Below are 15,693 nucleotides of genomic sequence, written 5' to 3' on the forward strand. Positions count from 1 at the left end.
CCTGCGGGCGCCTGGTATTCCGGCGCCGCAGCGGGGCTCGGTCGACCAGTCTCCCAGATGGGGAGACCGGGCGACCGGCCACCCTGGTCAGTCCTTGTCCGGACCCAGCGTCGTCTTCTGGATCTGCATGAGGAACTCGACGTTGTTGCGCGTCTTCTTCAGCTTGTCCAGCAGCAGCTCGAGCGCCTGCTGGGGCTCCAGCGCGGCGAGGACCCGGCGCAGCTTGATGACGATGGCCAGCTCGTCGGGCGACATGAGGATCTCCTCCTTGCGCGTGCCCGACGCGTTGACGTCGACCGCCGGGAAGACCCGCTTGTCCGCCAGCCGGCGGTCGAGCTTGATCTCCGCGTTACCAGTGCCCTTGAACTCCTCGAAGATGACCGTGTCCATCGTGGAGCCGGTCTCGACCAGCGCCGAGGCGATGATCGTGAGCGAGCCGCCGTTCTCGATGTTGCGGGCCGCACCCAGGAAGCGCTTGGGCGGGTACAGCGCCGTGGAGTCGACACCACCGGACAGGATGCGCCCGCTGGCGGGGGCCGCCAGGTTGTAGGCGCGGCCCAGCCGGGTGATCGAGTCCAGCAGCACGACCACGTCGTGGCCCATCTCGACCAGGCGCTTGGCCCGCTCGATGGAGAGCTCGGCGACCGTGGTGTGGTCCGACGGCGGCCGGTCGAAGGTCGAGGCGATGACCTCGCCCTTCACCGAGCGCTGCATGTCGGTGACCTCTTCGGGCCGCTCGTCGACCAGCACCACCATGAGGTGGCACTCGGGGTTGTTCGTGGTGATCGCGTTGGCCAGCGACTGCAGCACCATGGTCTTGCCGGCCTTCGGCGGCGAGACGATCAGCGCGCGCTGCCCCTTGCCGATCGGCATGACGAGGTCGATGACCCGGGTGGTGAGCAGGTGCGGCTCGGTCTCCAGCCGCAGGCGCTCCTGCGGGTAGAGCGGGGTCAGCTTGGTGAACTCGGGGCGGTTCTTCGCCTGCTCCGGGTCCAGGCCGTTGACCGTGTCGAGGCGGACCAGCGCGTTGTACTTGTCCTTGCGCTCGCCCTCGCGGGGCTGCCGGACGGCGCCGGTGATGGCGTCACCGCGGCGCAGGCCGTAGCGGCGCACCTGCGACAGCGAGACGTAGACGTCGTTCGGCCCGGTGAGGTAGCCCGACGTGCGCACGAAGGCGTAGTTGTCGAGCACGTCGAGGATGCCGGCGACCGGCAGCAGGACGTCGTCCTCGCTGATGGTCGGCTCGCCCTGGTCGAACCGGTCCCGCCCGCCGACGGCGTTGCCGCGCTTGTTCCGGTCGCGGTAGCGACGCCCGCGGCGGCCGCGGCCGCCCTCGAAGTCGTCGTCCTCGTCGGCGTTCGGACCGCGGTTGCCCTCGGTGCGGTTGTCGTTCCGGTTGCCCGGACGGCCGTCCCGGTCGGTCCGCTCGCCGCGGTCCGGGCCGCGGTTGCCCTCGCGGGCGGTGTCGCGGTTCCCGTCGCGGTTGCCGCGCTCGGGCCGGTCGCCGCGGTCGTTGCCGTTGTCACGGTTGCCGCCGTCACGGGCGTTGTCGCGGTTGCCGCCGTCACGGGCGTTGTCGCGGTTGCCGCCGTCCCGGTCCGCGCGGTTGCGGTTCCGGTCGCGGTTGCGCTGCGGGCGGTCGCCGTCGCGCTGCTCGCCGTCGGACTGCTCGGCGTCCCGCTGACCGGCATCGCGCTGGTCGCCGTCCCGCTGACCGCCGTCGCGCTGGGGCGCCTCGGCGGGGGCAGTGGCCTCCGCCGGACGGGCGTCGGCGGCCGGGGCGTCGGCGGCGGGGGCCGGCTCGGCGGCCGGGGAGCCCGCGGGGCGGCTGGCCCCGCGGCGCGACCGGGTCGGCCGCGCGTCGGCGTCGTTCGTCGTCAGGGGGCCGCCGTTGGCGCCACCGCTGATCGGTGCCTCGAGGGTCGCGGCCGTCGCGGCCACGCCGCGGGCGCGGTCGGCGCCGGTGTCCGGGGCCTCGGCGCGGGGCGCCGGGGTGCCCGAGTCGCCGCCGACCTGGCGGGCGGAGATGGCGGCCACGAGGTCGCCCTTGCGCATGCGCCCGGTGCCGGGGATGCCCAGCTCGGCGGCCAGGCGCTGCAGCTCGGGCAGCAGCATGCCGGCCAGTCCGGTGCCGCGGCGGCGGGCGCGGCCCGCAGCCTCGGGAGCGGCGGGGGGCCTCGCTCGTGCCGGCCGCGTCCTGCGCGCGCCGGTCATGGCGAGGTCGGTGCTTTCGCTCACGTACAGGTCCTTCCCTGCGGTGACCTGCGCGTTCCAGCGCAGGGGGTGCACCGCTCCCCGTGGGCCCGGGCATGAGGCGGGGGCGCAGGGAGGAGCGGGGTGAAGATGTGGGGCGGATCATCGGCTTGATCGCCGGCTTCGGTCCCACGCGAGGCTCGCCCGAGTGGGCGGCTACGCCGTGAGCCTAGACGCACGCTCACGGACTGGACAACACCGGTGGTTCCCAGCGTGTTCCTCGTTACCGAGACGATACCCGGGGGCCCTCCAGCACCGTCGCGCCGGCCCGGTCGACGGCGAGCGGGAGCACCCGCCAGCCGGCCGGCGCGAGCGCGCGGATCGCCCGCACCTCGGCCGCGTCCTCGACGTTCGCGTCGCCGGGCTGCCGGCGGGCGAGCACGAGCACGCTCGGCCCGGCCCCGGAGACGACGGCGGCGTGCCCGGCCGCGCGCAGCGCCGCCACCAGGTCGTGCGAGGCCGGCATGGCCGCGCCGCGCTGCGCCTGGTGCAGCCGGTCCTCGGTCGCCTCGAGCAACAGGGCCGGTGCCGCGGTGAGCGCGTGCACCAGCAGGCCGGAGCGCCCGGCGTTGAACGCCGCGTCGGCGTGCGGGACGAGCTCGGGCAGGAGCCCGCGCGCGACGTGGGTGGACAGCGTCGTCGTCGGGACCAGCACCACCGGCAGGACGTCGTCGGACACCGCGAGCCGTTCGGCGCGGGCACCGCCGTCACCCATCCAGGACAGCGTCGCCCCGCCGAGCAGGCAGGCCGCCACGTTGTCCGGGTGGCCCTCGATCTCGGTGACCAGCCGCAGCACCGCCTCGCGGTGGACCGCGTCGACCGACGGGCACAGCGCCCACGCACCGACGACGCCGGCGACGACGGCCGCGGCCGAGGAGCCCATCCCCCGCCCCTGCGGGATGCCGTTGCGCGTGGTGATCCGGAGCCCGGCCGGCGACCAGCCGAGCTCCGCGCAGGCCGCGCGGAAGGAGCGGACGACGAGGTGCGACTCGTCGGCGGGGAGGGTGTCCGCGCCCTCACCGGTCATCTCGACGACGAGCCCGCCGTCGGTCACGGCGAACTCCAGCTCGTCGTGCACGGTGAGCGCGAGGCCGGCGCAGTCGAAGGCGGGTCCGAGGTTGGCGCTGGTGGCGGGCACCCGGACGCGCGCCCGCAGCGCGCCGGGCGCGGTCACAGCCCGAGCTGGGCGGCCGCGGCGGCGGCGTCGACCGGGATCGTCACCGGCGCCGGGGCGCCGGAGATCGCCCACTCCGGGTCCTTGAGCCCGTTGCCGGTGACCGTGCAGACGATCCGCTGGCCGGGCTCGAGCTCCCCGGCGGCGTGCACCTGCAGCAGGCCGGCGACCGAGGCCGCGGACGCAGGCTCGACGAACACCGCCTCGCTGCGGGCCAGCAGCCGGTAGGCCGAGAGGATCGCGCGGTCGGTGACGGCGTCGATGCGGCCACCGGAGTCGTCGCGGGCGGCCAGCGCCTTGGTCCAGGACGCCGGGTTGCCGATGCGGATGGCGGTGGCGATCGTGCTCGGGTTCTCGACGACGGCGCCGTTGACGATCGGCGCGGCGCCGGCGGCCTGGAAGCCCCACATGCGCGGGGTGCGCGTCGCCGGCCCGTCGGCCGCGTACTCCCGGTAGCCCTGCCAGTAGGCGGTGATGTTGCCGGCGTTGCCGACCGGCAGGCAGTGGATGTCGGGGGCGTCGCCGAGGACGTCGACGATCTCGAACGACGCCGTCTTCTGGCCCTCGATGCGGAACTGGTTGACGCTGTTGACCAGGCTCACCGGGTAGTCGATGGCGAGCTTGCTGGCCAGGGCGAGGCAGTCGTCGAAGTTGCCGTCGACCTGCAGCAGCTTGGCGCCGTGCACGAGCGCCTGGGCCAGCTTGCCCATCGCGATCTTGCCCTGCGGCACGAGGACGGCGCAGGTGATGCCGGCGCGCGCGGCGTAGGCGGCGGCGCTGGCGCTGGTGTTGCCGGTGGAGGCGCAGATGACCGCCTTGGCGCCCTCCTCGACGGCCTTGGTGATCGCCATCGTCATCCCGCGGTCCTTGAACGATCCCGTCGGGTTGGCGCCCTCGACCTTGAGGTACACCTCGCAGCCGGTGCGGCTGCTGAGCTCGCGGGCGTGCACCAGCGGGGTCGCGCCCTCGTGCAGGGTGATGACCGGGGTCGAGTCGCTGACCGGCAGCCGCGACCGGTAGGCCTCGATCAGGCCGGGCCAGCCCGGGGAGACCGTCGTCGGTGAGCTCATTGCAGACCTTCCACGCGCAGGACGCTGGTGACGCCACGGACCGCGGGCATGTCCCGCAGAGCGGCGATGGTGGCCGAGAGCGCCGCATCGGGGGCGCTGTGGGTGACGATGACCAGCGTGGCGGCGTCGCCGCGGCCGGTCTGGCGGACGGTGGAGATGCTCACCTCGTGGCGGGCGAACTCCTGCGCGACCGAGGCCAGGACACCCCGGCTTGTCGGCCACGTCGAGGCTGACGTGGTAGCGCGTCGGCGTCTCGGCCATCGGCCGGACCGGCAGGTCGGCGTAGCCGGTCGGGCCCTGGCCCGAGGCGCCGGCGACCCGGTTGCGCGCGACGGCCACGAGGTCGCCGAGCACGGCGCTGGCGGTGGGCTCTCCCCCCGCGCCCTGGCCGTAGAACATCAGCTGCCCGGCGGCCTCGGCCTCGACGAAGACGGCGTTGAACGCGCCGCCGACCGAGGCCAGCGGGTGGGTCGTCGGGATCATCGCGGGGTGCACGCGGACGGCGACGGAGTCCCCGTCACCGTTGGGCACCCGCTCGCAGATGGCGAGCAGCTTGACGGTGCAGCCGATCTCGGCGGCGCGCGCGACGTCGGTCGCGGAGACCGCGGAGATGCCCTCGCGGTGCACGTCGGCCGAGGAGACCGGCGTGTGGAACGCCAGCGACGCCAGGATGGCCGCCTTGGCCGCCGCGTCGAAGCCGTCGACGTCGGCGGTCGGGTCGGCCTCGGCGTACCCGAGCTCGGTGGCCTCGGCCAGCGCCTCGGCGAAGCCGGCACCGGTCTCGGCCATGCGCGACAGGATGTAGTTCGTCGTCCCGTTGACGATGCCGACGACCCGGCGGAGCTGGTCACCGGCCAGCGACTCGCGCAGCGGCCGCAGCAGCGGGATCGCGCCGGCGACGGCGGCCTCGTAGTAGAGGTCCACGCCGGCCGCCGCGGCGGCCGCGTGCAGGGCAGGGCCGTCCTCGGCCAGCAGCGCCTTGTTCGCGCTCACCACCGACTTGCCCGCCTCGAACGCCGCGAGCATCAGGCTGCGGGCCGGCTCGATGCCCCCGATGACCTCGACGACCAGGTCGACGTCGTCCCGGCGCACGAGGGCCGCGGAGTCCGTGGTCAGCAGGTGCTGCGGCACGTCGGGGTGGTGCGCGGGCCGGCGGACGGCGATGCCCACGACCTCGATTGGGCGGCCGACGCGGGCGGTGAGGTCGTCGGCCTGCTCCTCGACCAGGCGCAGGACGGCGCTGCCGACCGTGCCGCAGCCCAGCAACGCGACGCGCAGCGGCGCGCTCACGAGCGGGCTCCGGCGGCGTGCTCGGGGGCCGGCTGGTCGGGAGCGGGCGAGGGGGCGGGCACGTCTGCGAGGACGGCGTCGAGGGCGAACACGTCGGACAGTGTCTGACGCCGCACGATCTCGGTCGCGACGCCGTCCCGGACGGCGACCACCGGCGGCTTGAGCAGGTAGTTGTAGTTGCTCGCCATCGACCAGCAGTAGGCGCCGGTGGCGGCCACCGCGAGCAGGTCGCCGGGGGCGACGTCGGAGGGCAGCCACAGGTCCCGGACCAGGATGTCCCCGCTCTCGCAGTGCTTGCCGACGACGCGGCACAGCGCCGGCGGCGCGTCGGACGTCCGGTTGGCCAGCACGCACGTGTAGTCGGCGTCGTAGAGGGCGGTGCGGATGTTGTCGCTCATCCCGCCGTCGACGGAGACGTAGTTGCGCACGGCCGGCACCCCGGGGCCTCCCCCGGACCCGAGTCGCACCGGCTTGATGGTGCCGATCTCGTAGAGCGTGACGGTGCCGGGGCCCGCGATGGCGCGGCCGGGCTCGACCGCGAGCCGCGGCACCGGCAGCCCGAGGGCGGCGCACTCCGCGGCGACGACCGAGCGCAGCCTGGCCGCGACGTCGCCCGGGGCGACCGGGTCGTCGTCGGCGAGGTAGGCGATGCCGAAGCCGCCGCCGAGGTTCAGCTCGCCGAGCAGCTCGCCGGTGGCCTGGTGGATCTGGCCGAGCAGGCCGACGACGCGGTGCGCGGCGGCCTCGAAGCCGGCGGTGTCGAAGATCTGCGAGCCGATGTGGCTGTGCAGCCCGGCCAGCCGCAGCGCCGGCTCGCGGATGACCCGCACCGCGGCGGTCAGCGCGTCGCCGGTGGCCAGGGAGAAGCCGAACTTCTGGTCCTCGTGCGCGGTGGCGATGAACTCGTGGGTGTGGGCCTCGATGCCGACCGTCGACCGGATGAGCACCGGCACGGGCGCTCCCCCGGCGGCGACGCGGGCCGCGGCGAGGGGCGCGAGCCGCTCGATCTCGTCGAACGAGTCGAGCACCACGTGCCCGATCCCGGAGTCGACGGCCAGCTGCAGCTCGACCAGCGACTTGTTGTTGCCGTGCAGCGCGATCCGCTCGGCGGGGAAGCCGGCCGCCAGCGCCAGCGCCAGCTCGTTGCCGCTGCAGGCGTCCAGGTGCAGGCCGTCGTCGGCGATCCAGCGGGCCACCTGCCCGCACAGGAACGCCTTGGACGCGTAGTGCACGTCGGCGCCGTCGAAGGCGGTCGCGAAGTCCGCGGCGCGGCCGCGGAAGTCCTCCTCGTCCAGCACGAACAGCGGGGTGCCGTGCTCGCGGGCGAGGTCGGTGACAGCTCGCCCGGCGAGGTGCAGCTCGCCGTCGACGCGGGTGGCCGAGCGCGGCCACACCTGCGGGTCCAGCGCCCCGAGCCTCCGCGGGAGGCGCGCCGGCGCCGGTCGGCTGCTGGATGCTCCCGTGCAGCGGCCCGGCCGGGTGCGCCCTCACATCCGCTCCGGAGCGGTCACGCCGAGGACGTCCAGGCCGTTGCGCAGCACCGTCGCGGTGGCCGCGCACAGCCACAGGCGGGCGGTGGTCAGCGGGGTGACCTCCTCGTCGCCGCGCGGCAGCACGCGGCACGAGTCGTAGAACCGGTGGTAGGTGCCGGCCAACTCCTCCAGGTACCGGGCCACCCGGTGCGGGGCGCGCAGCTCGGCGGCGGCGGTGAGCACGCGCGGGAACTCGCCCAGCGCGCGCAGCAGGTCGCTCTCGCGCTGGTGCTCGAGCGCCGCGACGTCGACGTCGGCGGCCTCGCCGAGGACCAGCCCCAGGTCGGCGGCGTTGCGCAGCAGCGAGGAGATGCGGGCGTGCGCGTACTGGACGTAGAAGACCGGGTTGTCGTTGGTCTGCCGGCTCCACAGGTCGAGGTCCAGGTCGATCTGCTGGTCCACCGAGGCGCGGGCGAGGGCGTAGCGAGCGGCGTCGGCACCGACGGCCTCGACGAGGTCCTCCAGCAGGACGACGGTGCCGGCCCGCTTGCTCATCCGCACCGGCTCGCCGTCGCGGACCAGGTTGACCAGCTGGCCGAGCAGGATCTCGAGGGTGGCCTCCGGGTCGTCGCCCACCGCGGCGGCGAGCGCCTTGTAGCGGCCGACGTAGCCGGCGTGGTCGGCGCCGAGCATGATCACGACCTTGTCGAAGCCGCGGTCGCGCTTGTCCAGGTAGTAGGCGCAGTCGGCGGCGAAGTAGGTCGGCGCGCCGTCGCTCTTGATCAGCGGGCGGTCCTTGTCGTCGCCGAAGTCCGTCGTCCGCAGCCAGACGGCGCCGTCGGCCTCGTACACGTGCCCGTTCGCGCGCAGCCGGGCGATCGCCTTGTCCAGGGCGCCGGTCTCGTGCAGGGTCCGCTCGCTGAAGTAGACGTCGAAGACGACGCCGAAGTCGGCCAGGGTGCGCTTGATCTCGGCGAACATCAGGTCGACGCCGCGGACGCGGAACCGCTCCTGCTGCTCGGCCTCGTCCCGCTCCAGCAGGCCGGGCTCGGCCGCGACCACCTGCTCGGCGATGTCGACGATGTAGTCGCCGGCGTACCCGTCCTCGGGCACCGGCCGGCCGTGGGCGGCGGCCATGAGGCTGAGCGCGAACCTGTCGATCTGCGCACCGGCGTCGTTGAAGTAGTACTCCCGCGTGACCGAGGCCCCGCTGGCCTCCAGCAGCCGCCCCAGCGCGTCGCCGACGGCGGCCCAGCGGGTGCCGCCGATGTGCACCGGGCCGGTGGGGTTGGCCGAGACGAACTCCAGGTTCAGCTTCTGGCCGGCGAGGGCGTCGGTGCGGCCGTAGGCGGCGCCGGCGGTCACCGCCTGCACCGCGATCGTGCCGAGCACGCCCTTGGCCAGCGTGATGTTCAGGAAGCCGGGACCGGCGACGTCGACCCGCGCGCGATGCCCTCGTGCGCCCGCAGCTCCCCGGCGAGCACCTCGGCGACCTCGCGGGGCGGCCGGCCGGCGGGCTTGGCCAGCCGGAGGGCGACGTTGGTGGCGTAGTCGCCGTGCTCGGGGTTCTTCGGTCGCTCGATGACGACCTCGGCGGGCACCTCGACGGGCAGCGCGCCGCGGTCGACGACCGCGCTCACGGCGGTACGGACGACGTCCTGCAACTGCTCCGGTGTCACCGCACGAGCGTACTGACCGGCCCCCGCCGCACCTGCGCCCCCGCCCGGAGCATGCAGGGAACGCCCAGGTTCGCGACCTAGACTCCCCCGCGCACCGTGCACCCCCCGCATCCGAGGAGTGGCCTTGGCCAAGGACCGCAAGCCCGACGACGCCCGCCCCCGCGGCGGCGCTCCCCGGTCGGGAGGCGGCAACCCCAACCGCGCCCGAGCCGGCGGCCGCAGCGGCCGCACGCGCCCTCCGACGCAGGTGGTGGCCGACGCGCACAAGCGCCCGTGGGGCCTGATCGCCGGCGCCCTGGCCGTCGTCGTCTTCGCCACCGCCGTCATCACCTACGCGGTGGTGCAGGTGAACGAGGCGAACGCGGACAAGCTGGCCTCGATCACCGAGATCTCCGGCGTGGAATCGGCCGAGTACTCCCCCGGCCAGGACCACGTCACCACCGAGGTCGACTACACCGAGGCCCCTCCGGTGGGCGGCCCGCACGACGGCACCTGGGCCGACTGCACGGGCACGGTCTACGACGTCGACATCCGGCACGAGAACGCGGTGCACAGCCTGGAGCACGGCGCGGTCTGGATCACCTACGACCCCGAGCTGGTGTCCGACGCCGACATCGACACCCTCAGCGACCTCGTCGACGGCACGTCGGGCCGGATGCTGTCCCCGTACGCGGGGCTCGGCTCGCCGATCAGCCTGCAGGCCTGGAACCACTCGCTGAAGGTCGACAGCGCGTCCGACGAGCGGGTCGAGAAGTTCGCCGACTTCATGACCTACCAGCGCTCCCCCTACGGCGACGGCGACGAGCGCAACGCGCTCGCCTTCCCCGAGCCCGGCGCCTCGTGCGAGAACCCGGCCTTCGCCGCGGACCCGCTCGTCGAGGGCGAGGGCAGCGCCCCGGTCGGCCCCAGCGACATGCCCAGCGACGAGGACCAGGGCTGAGTCGTGACGGGTACCTCCGGCGGTCGCGGGCTGCGGATCGTGCTCCTCGCCGTCATCGGCGTGGGGCTGCTGCTGCTCGGCGGCGGGCTGGCCGTCGCGCTGGGCATCGGCCGCACCGACACGCCCTCGGCCACGTCGGTGGACGCCGGGTTCGCCCGCGACATGAGCACCCACCACCTCCAAGGGGTGCTCATGGCCAACCTGGTCGCCGAGCGCAGCGAGGACCCCGAGGTGCGCCAGCTGGCGTTCGACATCTCGGCCACGCAGACCAACCAGGCCGGCCGCATGCAGGGCTGGCTGGCGCTCTGGGGCATCCCGCAGAGCGGCGGCGACACGATGGCCTGGATGTCCGGCGGGGACGGCGGGCACGACCACGCGATGCCGGACGACGGCGGGCTGATGCCGGGGATGGCCACCTCGGAGGAGCTGGCCACCCTGCGCGGCCTCACCGGCACGCCGTTCGACGTCGAGTTCCTGCGGCTGATGATCCGGCACCACCAGGGCGGCTTCGAGATGGCCGAGTACGCCGTCGACCACGCCGAGCTGCCCGCGGTGCGCAGCCTGGCACAGGCGATCTCCGGGGCGCAGACGGCGGAGACCCGGACGATGGCGGCGATGCTCACCGCGCGTGGCGGCACGCCCCTCCCCGCGCCCTGAGGCCCTCCGCCCGCCCGGCCCTCCGGGGCTGATAGGTTCATCCCCGAACGAGACGAGCCCCCGTAGCTCAGGGGATAGAGCACTGCCCTCCGGAGGCAGGGGCGCAGGTTCGAATCCTGCCGGGGGCACTCTCTCGTTCCACCCGCCGCCTCCCGCGCGGAAGGCAGTGACCGGCGTCTCAGCCGGCTGCACTAGGTTCCGCTCCCATGGAGAGCAGCGGCACCACCAGCGGCATCGAGAAGGTCACCGTCGGCGACGTCGAGCTGGCCTACGAGACCTTCGGCGACCGGTCGGCCACCCCCGTGCTGCTGATCAGCGGCCTGGGCTCGCAGATGATCAGCTACGCGGACGAGTTCTGCGCCGACCTCGCGGCACGCGGCACGTTCGTCGTGCGCTTCGACAACCGCGACGTCGGCCTGTCCACCCACCTGCACGAGGCCGGCCCGCCGGACCTCGGCGCGATCCGCCGCGGCGACCGGTCCGGCGTCGCCTACGACCTGGCCGACATGGCGGCCGACGCCGCGGGGCTGATCACCGCCCTGGGCCTGGAGTCGGTGCACGTGGTCGGGGTCTCGATGGGCGGGATGATCGCCCAGCGGGTGGCGTTCACCTACCCGGAGCGGGTGCGCAGCCTGACCTCGATCATGTCCACGACCGGCGACCGGTCGGTGGGTGGCGCCTCGGAGGCCGCCACCGCCGTCCTCTACGCACCGCCGGCGACGGACCGCGAGACCGCGATCGCCCGCCAGCTGGAGACCTCACGGGTGATCGGCTCCCCCGGCTTCCCGCTGGACGAGGAGGCGGTCAGCGCGCGGGCCGCGCTCGCCTTCGACCGGGCGCACGACCCGGCCGGGGTGGCCCGCCAGATGGCCGCGATCTTCTCCAGCCCCGACCGCACCCCGGACCTGGCCCGGGTGGCCGTGCCGACCCTGGTCATCCACGGCTCGGACGACGCCCTGGTGAACGTCTCGGGCGGCCGGGCCACCGCGGCCGCCGTCCCGGGCGCCGAGCTGGTCGTGCTGGAGGGCATGGGCCACGACCTGCCGCGCCCGCTCTGGCCGGAGATCATCGAGCGCATCGCGAAGCTGGTCGCCTCCGTCGAGGGCCTCGCCTGACGAGCGGCACCCGGGTCGCCGGCCGACCGGCTGCCGGCCCGGGTGCCCGTCGCTCAGCTGGTGAGCATCCCGCCCTCGACGGGGATGGTCGTCCCGGTGACGTAGCCGCCGGCGTCGCTGACCAGGAAGATCAGCGCGGCGGCGAGCTCCTCGGGATGGCCCTTGCGGCCGACCAGGATGCGGTGCATCTGCGAGTCGATGTACTCCGGCGGGTACTGGTCGGTCATCTCCGAGACGAAGAAGCCCGGGGCCAGCGCGTTGACCCGGATGCCCTTGCGCCCGGTCCACTGCTGGGCGAGGTCGCGGGTCAGCCCGATCAGGCCGGCCTTGCTCGCCGCGTAGGCCGCCTGCGGCAGCCCGGCCGTGGTCAGGCCGAGCATGCTGGAGATGTTGACGATCGAGCTGCCCGGCTGCATGACCCGCCCGCAGGCCTGCGCCATCCAGTAGCAGCCGTTGAGGTTCACGTCGATGACCGAGCGGAACTGCTCGGGGGTCTCGCGGGTCGCCGGGAAGGCGGTGCCCACGCCGGCGTTGTTGACCAGGATGTCGACCCGGCCGAACTCGGCCATGGCGGCCTCGACCAGCGCGGTGCAGTCCTCGGGCACGGCGACGTCGGTGCGGACGGCGAGCGCCCGCCGCCCGGTCGCCTCGACCGCGCGCTGCGTGTCGGCCAGCCGGTCGACCCGCCGCGCCCCGAGGACGACGTCGGCGCCGGCCTCGGCCAGCGCCCGCGCGAACACCGCCCCCAGGCCGGAGGAGGCCCCCGTGACGACGGCGACGCGGCCGTCGAGGCGGAACATGTCCAGGATCGTCCGGTCGGTCACCGCCCGAACCTAGCCCAGCTCAGGCCTCCGCGACCTGCCCGCGGGTCACCTCGAGGCGCCGGGTCGTGTGCACCGCGTCGAGCATCCGCCGGTCGTGGGTGACCAGCAGCAGGGTGCCGGTGTAGCCGGCGAGCGCGGTCTCGAGCTGCTCGATGGCCGGCAGGTCGAGGTGGTTGGTCGGCTCGTCGAGGACCAGCACGTTCACGCCGCGGGCCTGCAGCAGGGCCAGCGCGGCCCGCGTCCGCTCCCCGGGCGAGAGCGTCGCGGCCGGGCGCAGCACGTGCTCGGCGGTGAGCCCGAACTTGGCCAGCAGCGTGCGCACCTCCGACGTGGGCCAGTCCGGCACCTCGGCGCCGAAGGCGTCCAGCAGCTGCTGCTCGCCGAGGAACAGGCCCCGGGCCTGGTCGATCTCGCCGATCTGCACCGCCGCGCCGAGCGACGCGGTCCCCTCGTCCAGCGGCACCCGGCCGAGCAGCGCGGCGAGCAGGGTGGACTTGCCCGAGCCGTTCGCGCCGGTGATCGCCACCCGGTCGCCCCAGTCGACCTGGAGGTCCAGCGGCCCCAGGGTGAAACCGCCGCGGCGGACCACGGCCCCGCGCAGGCTCGCCACCACCGCACCGGCGCGGGGCGCGGCGGCGATCTCCATGCGGAGCTCCCACTCCTTGCGGGGCTCCTCCACGACGTCGAGCCGCTCGATCATCCGCTGGGTCTGCTTGGCCTTGGCGGCCTGCTTCTCCGACGACGCCCGGTTGGCCGCCTTGATGTGCTTGTCGCCGTCCTTGGACTTCTTGATCGAGTCGCGGACGCCCTTGGCCATCCAGTTGCGCTGCATCCGGGCGCGCGCCTCGAGCGATGCCTTCGTGTCGGCGAACTCCTCGTACTCCTCGCGCGCGTGCCGCCGGGCGACCTCCCGCTCGGTCAGGTACGCCTCGTACCCGCCGTCCACGACGCGCACGAGCTGCTGGGCCAGGTCGAGCTCCACGACCCGGGTGACCGTGCGGGCCAGGAACTCGCGGTCGTGGCTGACCACGACGATGCCCGCGCGGGAGCCGGCGACGAACCGCTCCAGCTGGTCGAGGCCGGCGAGGTCGAGGTCGTTGGTGGGCTCGTCGAGCAGCAGCAGGTCGTAGCGCGAGAGCAGCAGCGAGGCCAGGCCCACGCGGGCGGCCTGCCCACCGGAGAGCCCGGTCATCTCCGCGTCCAGGGCCACGCCCGGGGCGACCTCGGCCACGCGACCTCCTCGGCGCGCTCCTCGAGGTCGGCCCCGCCCAGGGCGAGCCAGCGCTCCAGCGCCTCGCCGTAGGCGTCGTCGGCGCCGTCCTCGCCCGCGGTCAGCCGCTCGGTCGCGTCGTCGAGGGCCGCCTGCGCCGCCCCCACGCCGGTGCGCCGGGCGAGCGCGGCCAGCACCGTCTCCCCCGGGTGCCGCTCGTGCTCCTGCGGCAGGTAGCCCAGCGTCGCCGACGGCGGGCTGACCGCGATGCTGCCGGCCTCGGGCGCCAGCTCGCGGGCCAGCGTGCGCAGCAGCGTCGACTTGCCGGCGCCGTTGACACCGACCAGCCCGACGACGTCCCCGGGGGCGACGACGAGATCGAGGTCGGCGAACAGGACGCGGGCGCCGTGACCGGCGGCCAGGCCGCGCGCGACGAGGGTGGCACTCACCGCACCAGCGTCCCATCCGGCCCGGGGGCGCTCACTCCAGGTCGAAGGCGTCCTCGTCGTAGCCGCCGTCCGGGTCGGGGGCGTCGTCGGCACGGCGCCGGCGCACCAGCCACGGCTGCAGGTGGTCGTAGCCCCGCACCGAGACCCGGCGCAGCGGGCGCACCCGGTACTCGGGGAGGTCGCGGATCCGGTGCGCCAGCTCGCGGTCGACGAGGAAGGTGCCCGGCCGGGCGATCGACGTGAGCCGGCTGGCCAGGTTCACCACCGGCGAGTAGATGTCGCCGAGCCGGGTGAGCACCGCGCCGAAGCCGGCGCCGACCCGCAGCAGCGGCCGCTCGGGGGCCGACCAGGCGTCCGGCAGCGCCAGGCCGATCTCGGCGGCGTCCACCGGGGCGGCGGTGAACAGCACCCCGTCGCCGACGGTCTTGACCACCCGGCCGTGGTGCCGGGCGATGACCGAGGCGGCGATGCTCTCGAAGTCCTCCACCATCGCGCCCAGCTCGCGGCCGCCCATGCCGCGGCTGCGCGAGGTGTAGCCGACGAGGTCGGCGAAGCCGACCGTGAGCTCCCGGCGGTCGCCCTGGCCCCCGGGCGTCACCAGCCGGCCGGCGTTGGCCGCCAGGTGCCGGCGCCACACGTAGTCCAGGACCTGCCGCAGCTTGGGCAGCAGCTCGCGGGCCGCCTCGACGGCGACCTCCGGGGACACCGTCCGCTCCCCCGGCCCCACGGTGCGGGCCAGCGAGTCGGCCAGCATGTCGGTCTGCCAGTCCGCCAGCCGGGACAGCGACTGCCCCATCGCGCGGGCGATGGAGGCCTCGGTGGAGGGGTCGACGAAGCCGGAGTCGATCAGCCTGGTGAGCACCGCCAGCGCCTCGACGTCGGCGTCGGTGAAGACCGGGTCGTCGTCGGCGGCGTCGGGGAAGCCCAGCGCCCGCCACAGCCGCTGCGTGCGCTCCGGTGCCAGCCCGGACATCTCGGCGACCTGCAGCCGGGTGTACCGGCGCGGGCCGTCGAGCAGCAGCCGCTCCAGCGCGTCCCGGGGATCGTCGCCCGGCGGCGGGGCGGGGTCGTCCATGCCGGCCCCGGCCTCAGCCGGTGGTGTGGACGACGAGCACGTCGCACGTCGAGCGACGGGTGGCGTCGGCCGGCACCGACCCGAGCAGCCGGCCCTTGATCCCGTTGAGCCCGCGGTTGCCGACGACGAGCAGATCGGCGTCCTCGCGGCGGACGATCTCGAGCAGCGTCTCCACGGGGGAGCCCTGGACGGCGACGGTGCGCACCTCGCCGGCACCGGCGGCGCCGGCCCGCTCGGCGGCGGTGCGCACGGTGTCCTCGGCCGGGTGCGAGCCCACCACCTGGTAGGCCTCGTCGCCGAGCACGTCCTGGGCGCGGGAGAGCTCGCGCTCGTCGGCCTCGGTCGGCAGGTAGGCGCAGGCGATGACCAGGGTGGCCCCGGTCGCCCCGGCGATGGCCCCGGCCCGCGCGACGGCGCGCAGGGAGGACTCCGACCCGTCCGTGCCGACGACGACGGTCCGGTACGCGCTGGCGCTGTCGCTCACG

The 15,693-nt window shown here is 74.7% G+C and carries 14 protein-coding genes, 1 tRNA gene and 1 pseudogene; 4 read left to right on the plus strand and 12 right to left on the minus strand.

Annotation, left to right across the window (positions count from 1 at the left end):
• Positions 1-87: 87 nt before the first annotated feature.
• The 7 genes and pseudogenes from rho to JKP75_RS21580 form a co-directional block, all read right to left on the minus strand.
• Positions 88-2,091 (minus strand): transcription termination factor Rho, encoded by a 2,004-nt coding sequence (rho, locus tag JKP75_RS14610; RefSeq protein ID WP_375539255.1) that lies wholly within the window; start codon positions 2,089-2,091, stop codon positions 88-90.
• Positions 2,065-2,214: pseudogene (locus JKP75_RS24690) on the minus strand (hypothetical protein); the annotation flags it as partial. The pseudogene JKP75_RS24690 and the gene rho, both read right to left, overlap by 27 nt.
• 262 nt (positions 2,215-2,476) lie before the next feature.
• Positions 2,477-3,427, minus strand: coding sequence for a homoserine kinase (gene thrB, locus JKP75_RS14615; protein ID WP_200490588.1), 951 nt, complete (start codon positions 3,425-3,427; stop codon positions 2,477-2,479).
• Positions 3,424-5,787, minus strand: coding sequence for a threonine synthase (thrC, locus tag JKP75_RS24695; RefSeq protein ID WP_375539245.1), 2,364 nt, complete (start codon positions 5,785-5,787; stop codon positions 3,424-3,426). The genes thrB and thrC overlap by 4 nt, the downstream gene beginning before the upstream one ends.
• A complete protein-coding gene (lysA, locus tag JKP75_RS14630; protein ID WP_309229864.1) occupies positions 5,784-7,181 on the minus strand; it encodes a diaminopimelate decarboxylase in 1,398 nt (465 codons plus the stop codon). The genes thrC and lysA overlap by 4 nt, the downstream gene beginning before the upstream one ends.
• Positions 7,182-7,274: 93 nt before the next feature.
• Positions 7,275-8,651 (minus strand): arginine--tRNA ligase, encoded by a 1,377-nt coding sequence (gene argS / locus JKP75_RS14635; protein ID WP_309229866.1) that lies wholly within the window; start codon positions 8,649-8,651, stop codon positions 7,275-7,277.
• 20 nt (positions 8,652-8,671) lie between these two features.
• A complete protein-coding gene (locus JKP75_RS21580; protein WP_309229867.1) occupies positions 8,672-8,938 on the minus strand; it encodes a hypothetical protein in 267 nt (88 codons plus the stop codon).
• 124 nt (positions 8,939-9,062) lie between these two features.
• Between JKP75_RS21580 and JKP75_RS14640 the strand changes: the two genes are divergently transcribed.
• The 4 genes from JKP75_RS14640 (at position 9,063) to JKP75_RS14655 (ending at position 11,650) form a co-directional block, all read left to right on the plus strand.
• On the plus strand, positions 9,063-9,878 hold the full coding sequence (locus tag JKP75_RS14640) for a DUF3105 domain-containing protein (protein WP_200490583.1): 816 nt from the start codon (positions 9,063-9,065) through the stop codon (positions 9,876-9,878).
• A 3-nt stretch (positions 9,879-9,881) separates the two neighbouring features.
• Positions 9,882-10,535 (plus strand): DUF305 domain-containing protein, encoded by a 654-nt coding sequence (locus tag JKP75_RS14645; protein ID WP_200490582.1) that lies wholly within the window; start codon positions 9,882-9,884, stop codon positions 10,533-10,535.
• A gap of 56 nt (positions 10,536-10,591) precedes the next feature.
• Positions 10,592-10,663, plus strand: a tRNA-Arg gene (locus tag JKP75_RS14650).
• Positions 10,664-10,741: 78 nt separating this feature from the next.
• A complete protein-coding gene (locus JKP75_RS14655; RefSeq protein ID WP_200490581.1) occupies positions 10,742-11,650 on the plus strand; it encodes an alpha/beta fold hydrolase in 909 nt (302 codons plus the stop codon).
• A 53-nt stretch (positions 11,651-11,703) separates the two neighbouring features.
• Here the strand turns inward: JKP75_RS14655 and JKP75_RS14660 are convergent, their stop codons facing one another.
• Genes JKP75_RS14660 through JKP75_RS14675 form a run of 5 tightly spaced genes read right to left on the minus strand, consistent with a single transcriptional unit; the run spans position 11,704 to position 15,692 of the window.
• Positions 11,704-12,474 (minus strand): SDR family oxidoreductase, encoded by a 771-nt coding sequence (locus JKP75_RS14660; RefSeq protein WP_200490580.1) that lies wholly within the window; start codon positions 12,472-12,474, stop codon positions 11,704-11,706.
• Positions 12,475-12,493: 19 nt separating this feature from the next.
• Positions 12,494-13,705 (minus strand): ATP-binding cassette domain-containing protein, encoded by a 1,212-nt coding sequence (locus JKP75_RS22980; protein ID WP_309229868.1) that lies wholly within the window; start codon positions 13,703-13,705, stop codon positions 12,494-12,496.
• Positions 13,663-14,133, minus strand: coding sequence for an ATP-binding cassette domain-containing protein (locus JKP75_RS21590; RefSeq protein ID WP_309229869.1), 471 nt, complete (start codon positions 14,131-14,133; stop codon positions 13,663-13,665). The genes JKP75_RS22980 and JKP75_RS21590 overlap by 43 nt, the downstream gene beginning before the upstream one ends.
• A 31-nt stretch (positions 14,134-14,164) precedes the next feature.
• Positions 14,165-15,208: an adenylate/guanylate cyclase domain-containing protein gene (locus JKP75_RS14670; protein WP_200490578.1), complete on the minus strand. Its 1,044-nt coding sequence runs from the start codon at positions 15,206-15,208 to the stop codon at positions 14,165-14,167.
• Positions 15,209-15,221: 13 nt separating this feature from the next.
• Positions 15,222-15,692 (minus strand): universal stress protein, encoded by a 471-nt coding sequence (locus JKP75_RS14675; protein WP_200490577.1) that lies wholly within the window; start codon positions 15,690-15,692, stop codon positions 15,222-15,224.
• Position 15,693 lies beyond the last annotated feature (1 nt).

Source organism: Blastococcus sp. TML/M2B (genome assembly GCF_016612865.1).
Lineage (GTDB): Bacteria > Actinomycetota > Actinomycetes > Mycobacteriales > Geodermatophilaceae > Blastococcus.

Coding starts and splice junctions, on each gene's coding strand:
- JKP75_RS14670 (WP_200490578.1), bottom strand. CDS start 15,208: ATGGACGACCCCGCCCCGCCGCCGGGCGACGATCCCCGGGACGCGCTG.
- JKP75_RS14655 (WP_200490581.1), top strand. CDS start 10,742: ATGGAGAGCAGCGGCACCACCAGCGGCATCGAGAAGGTCACCGTCGGC.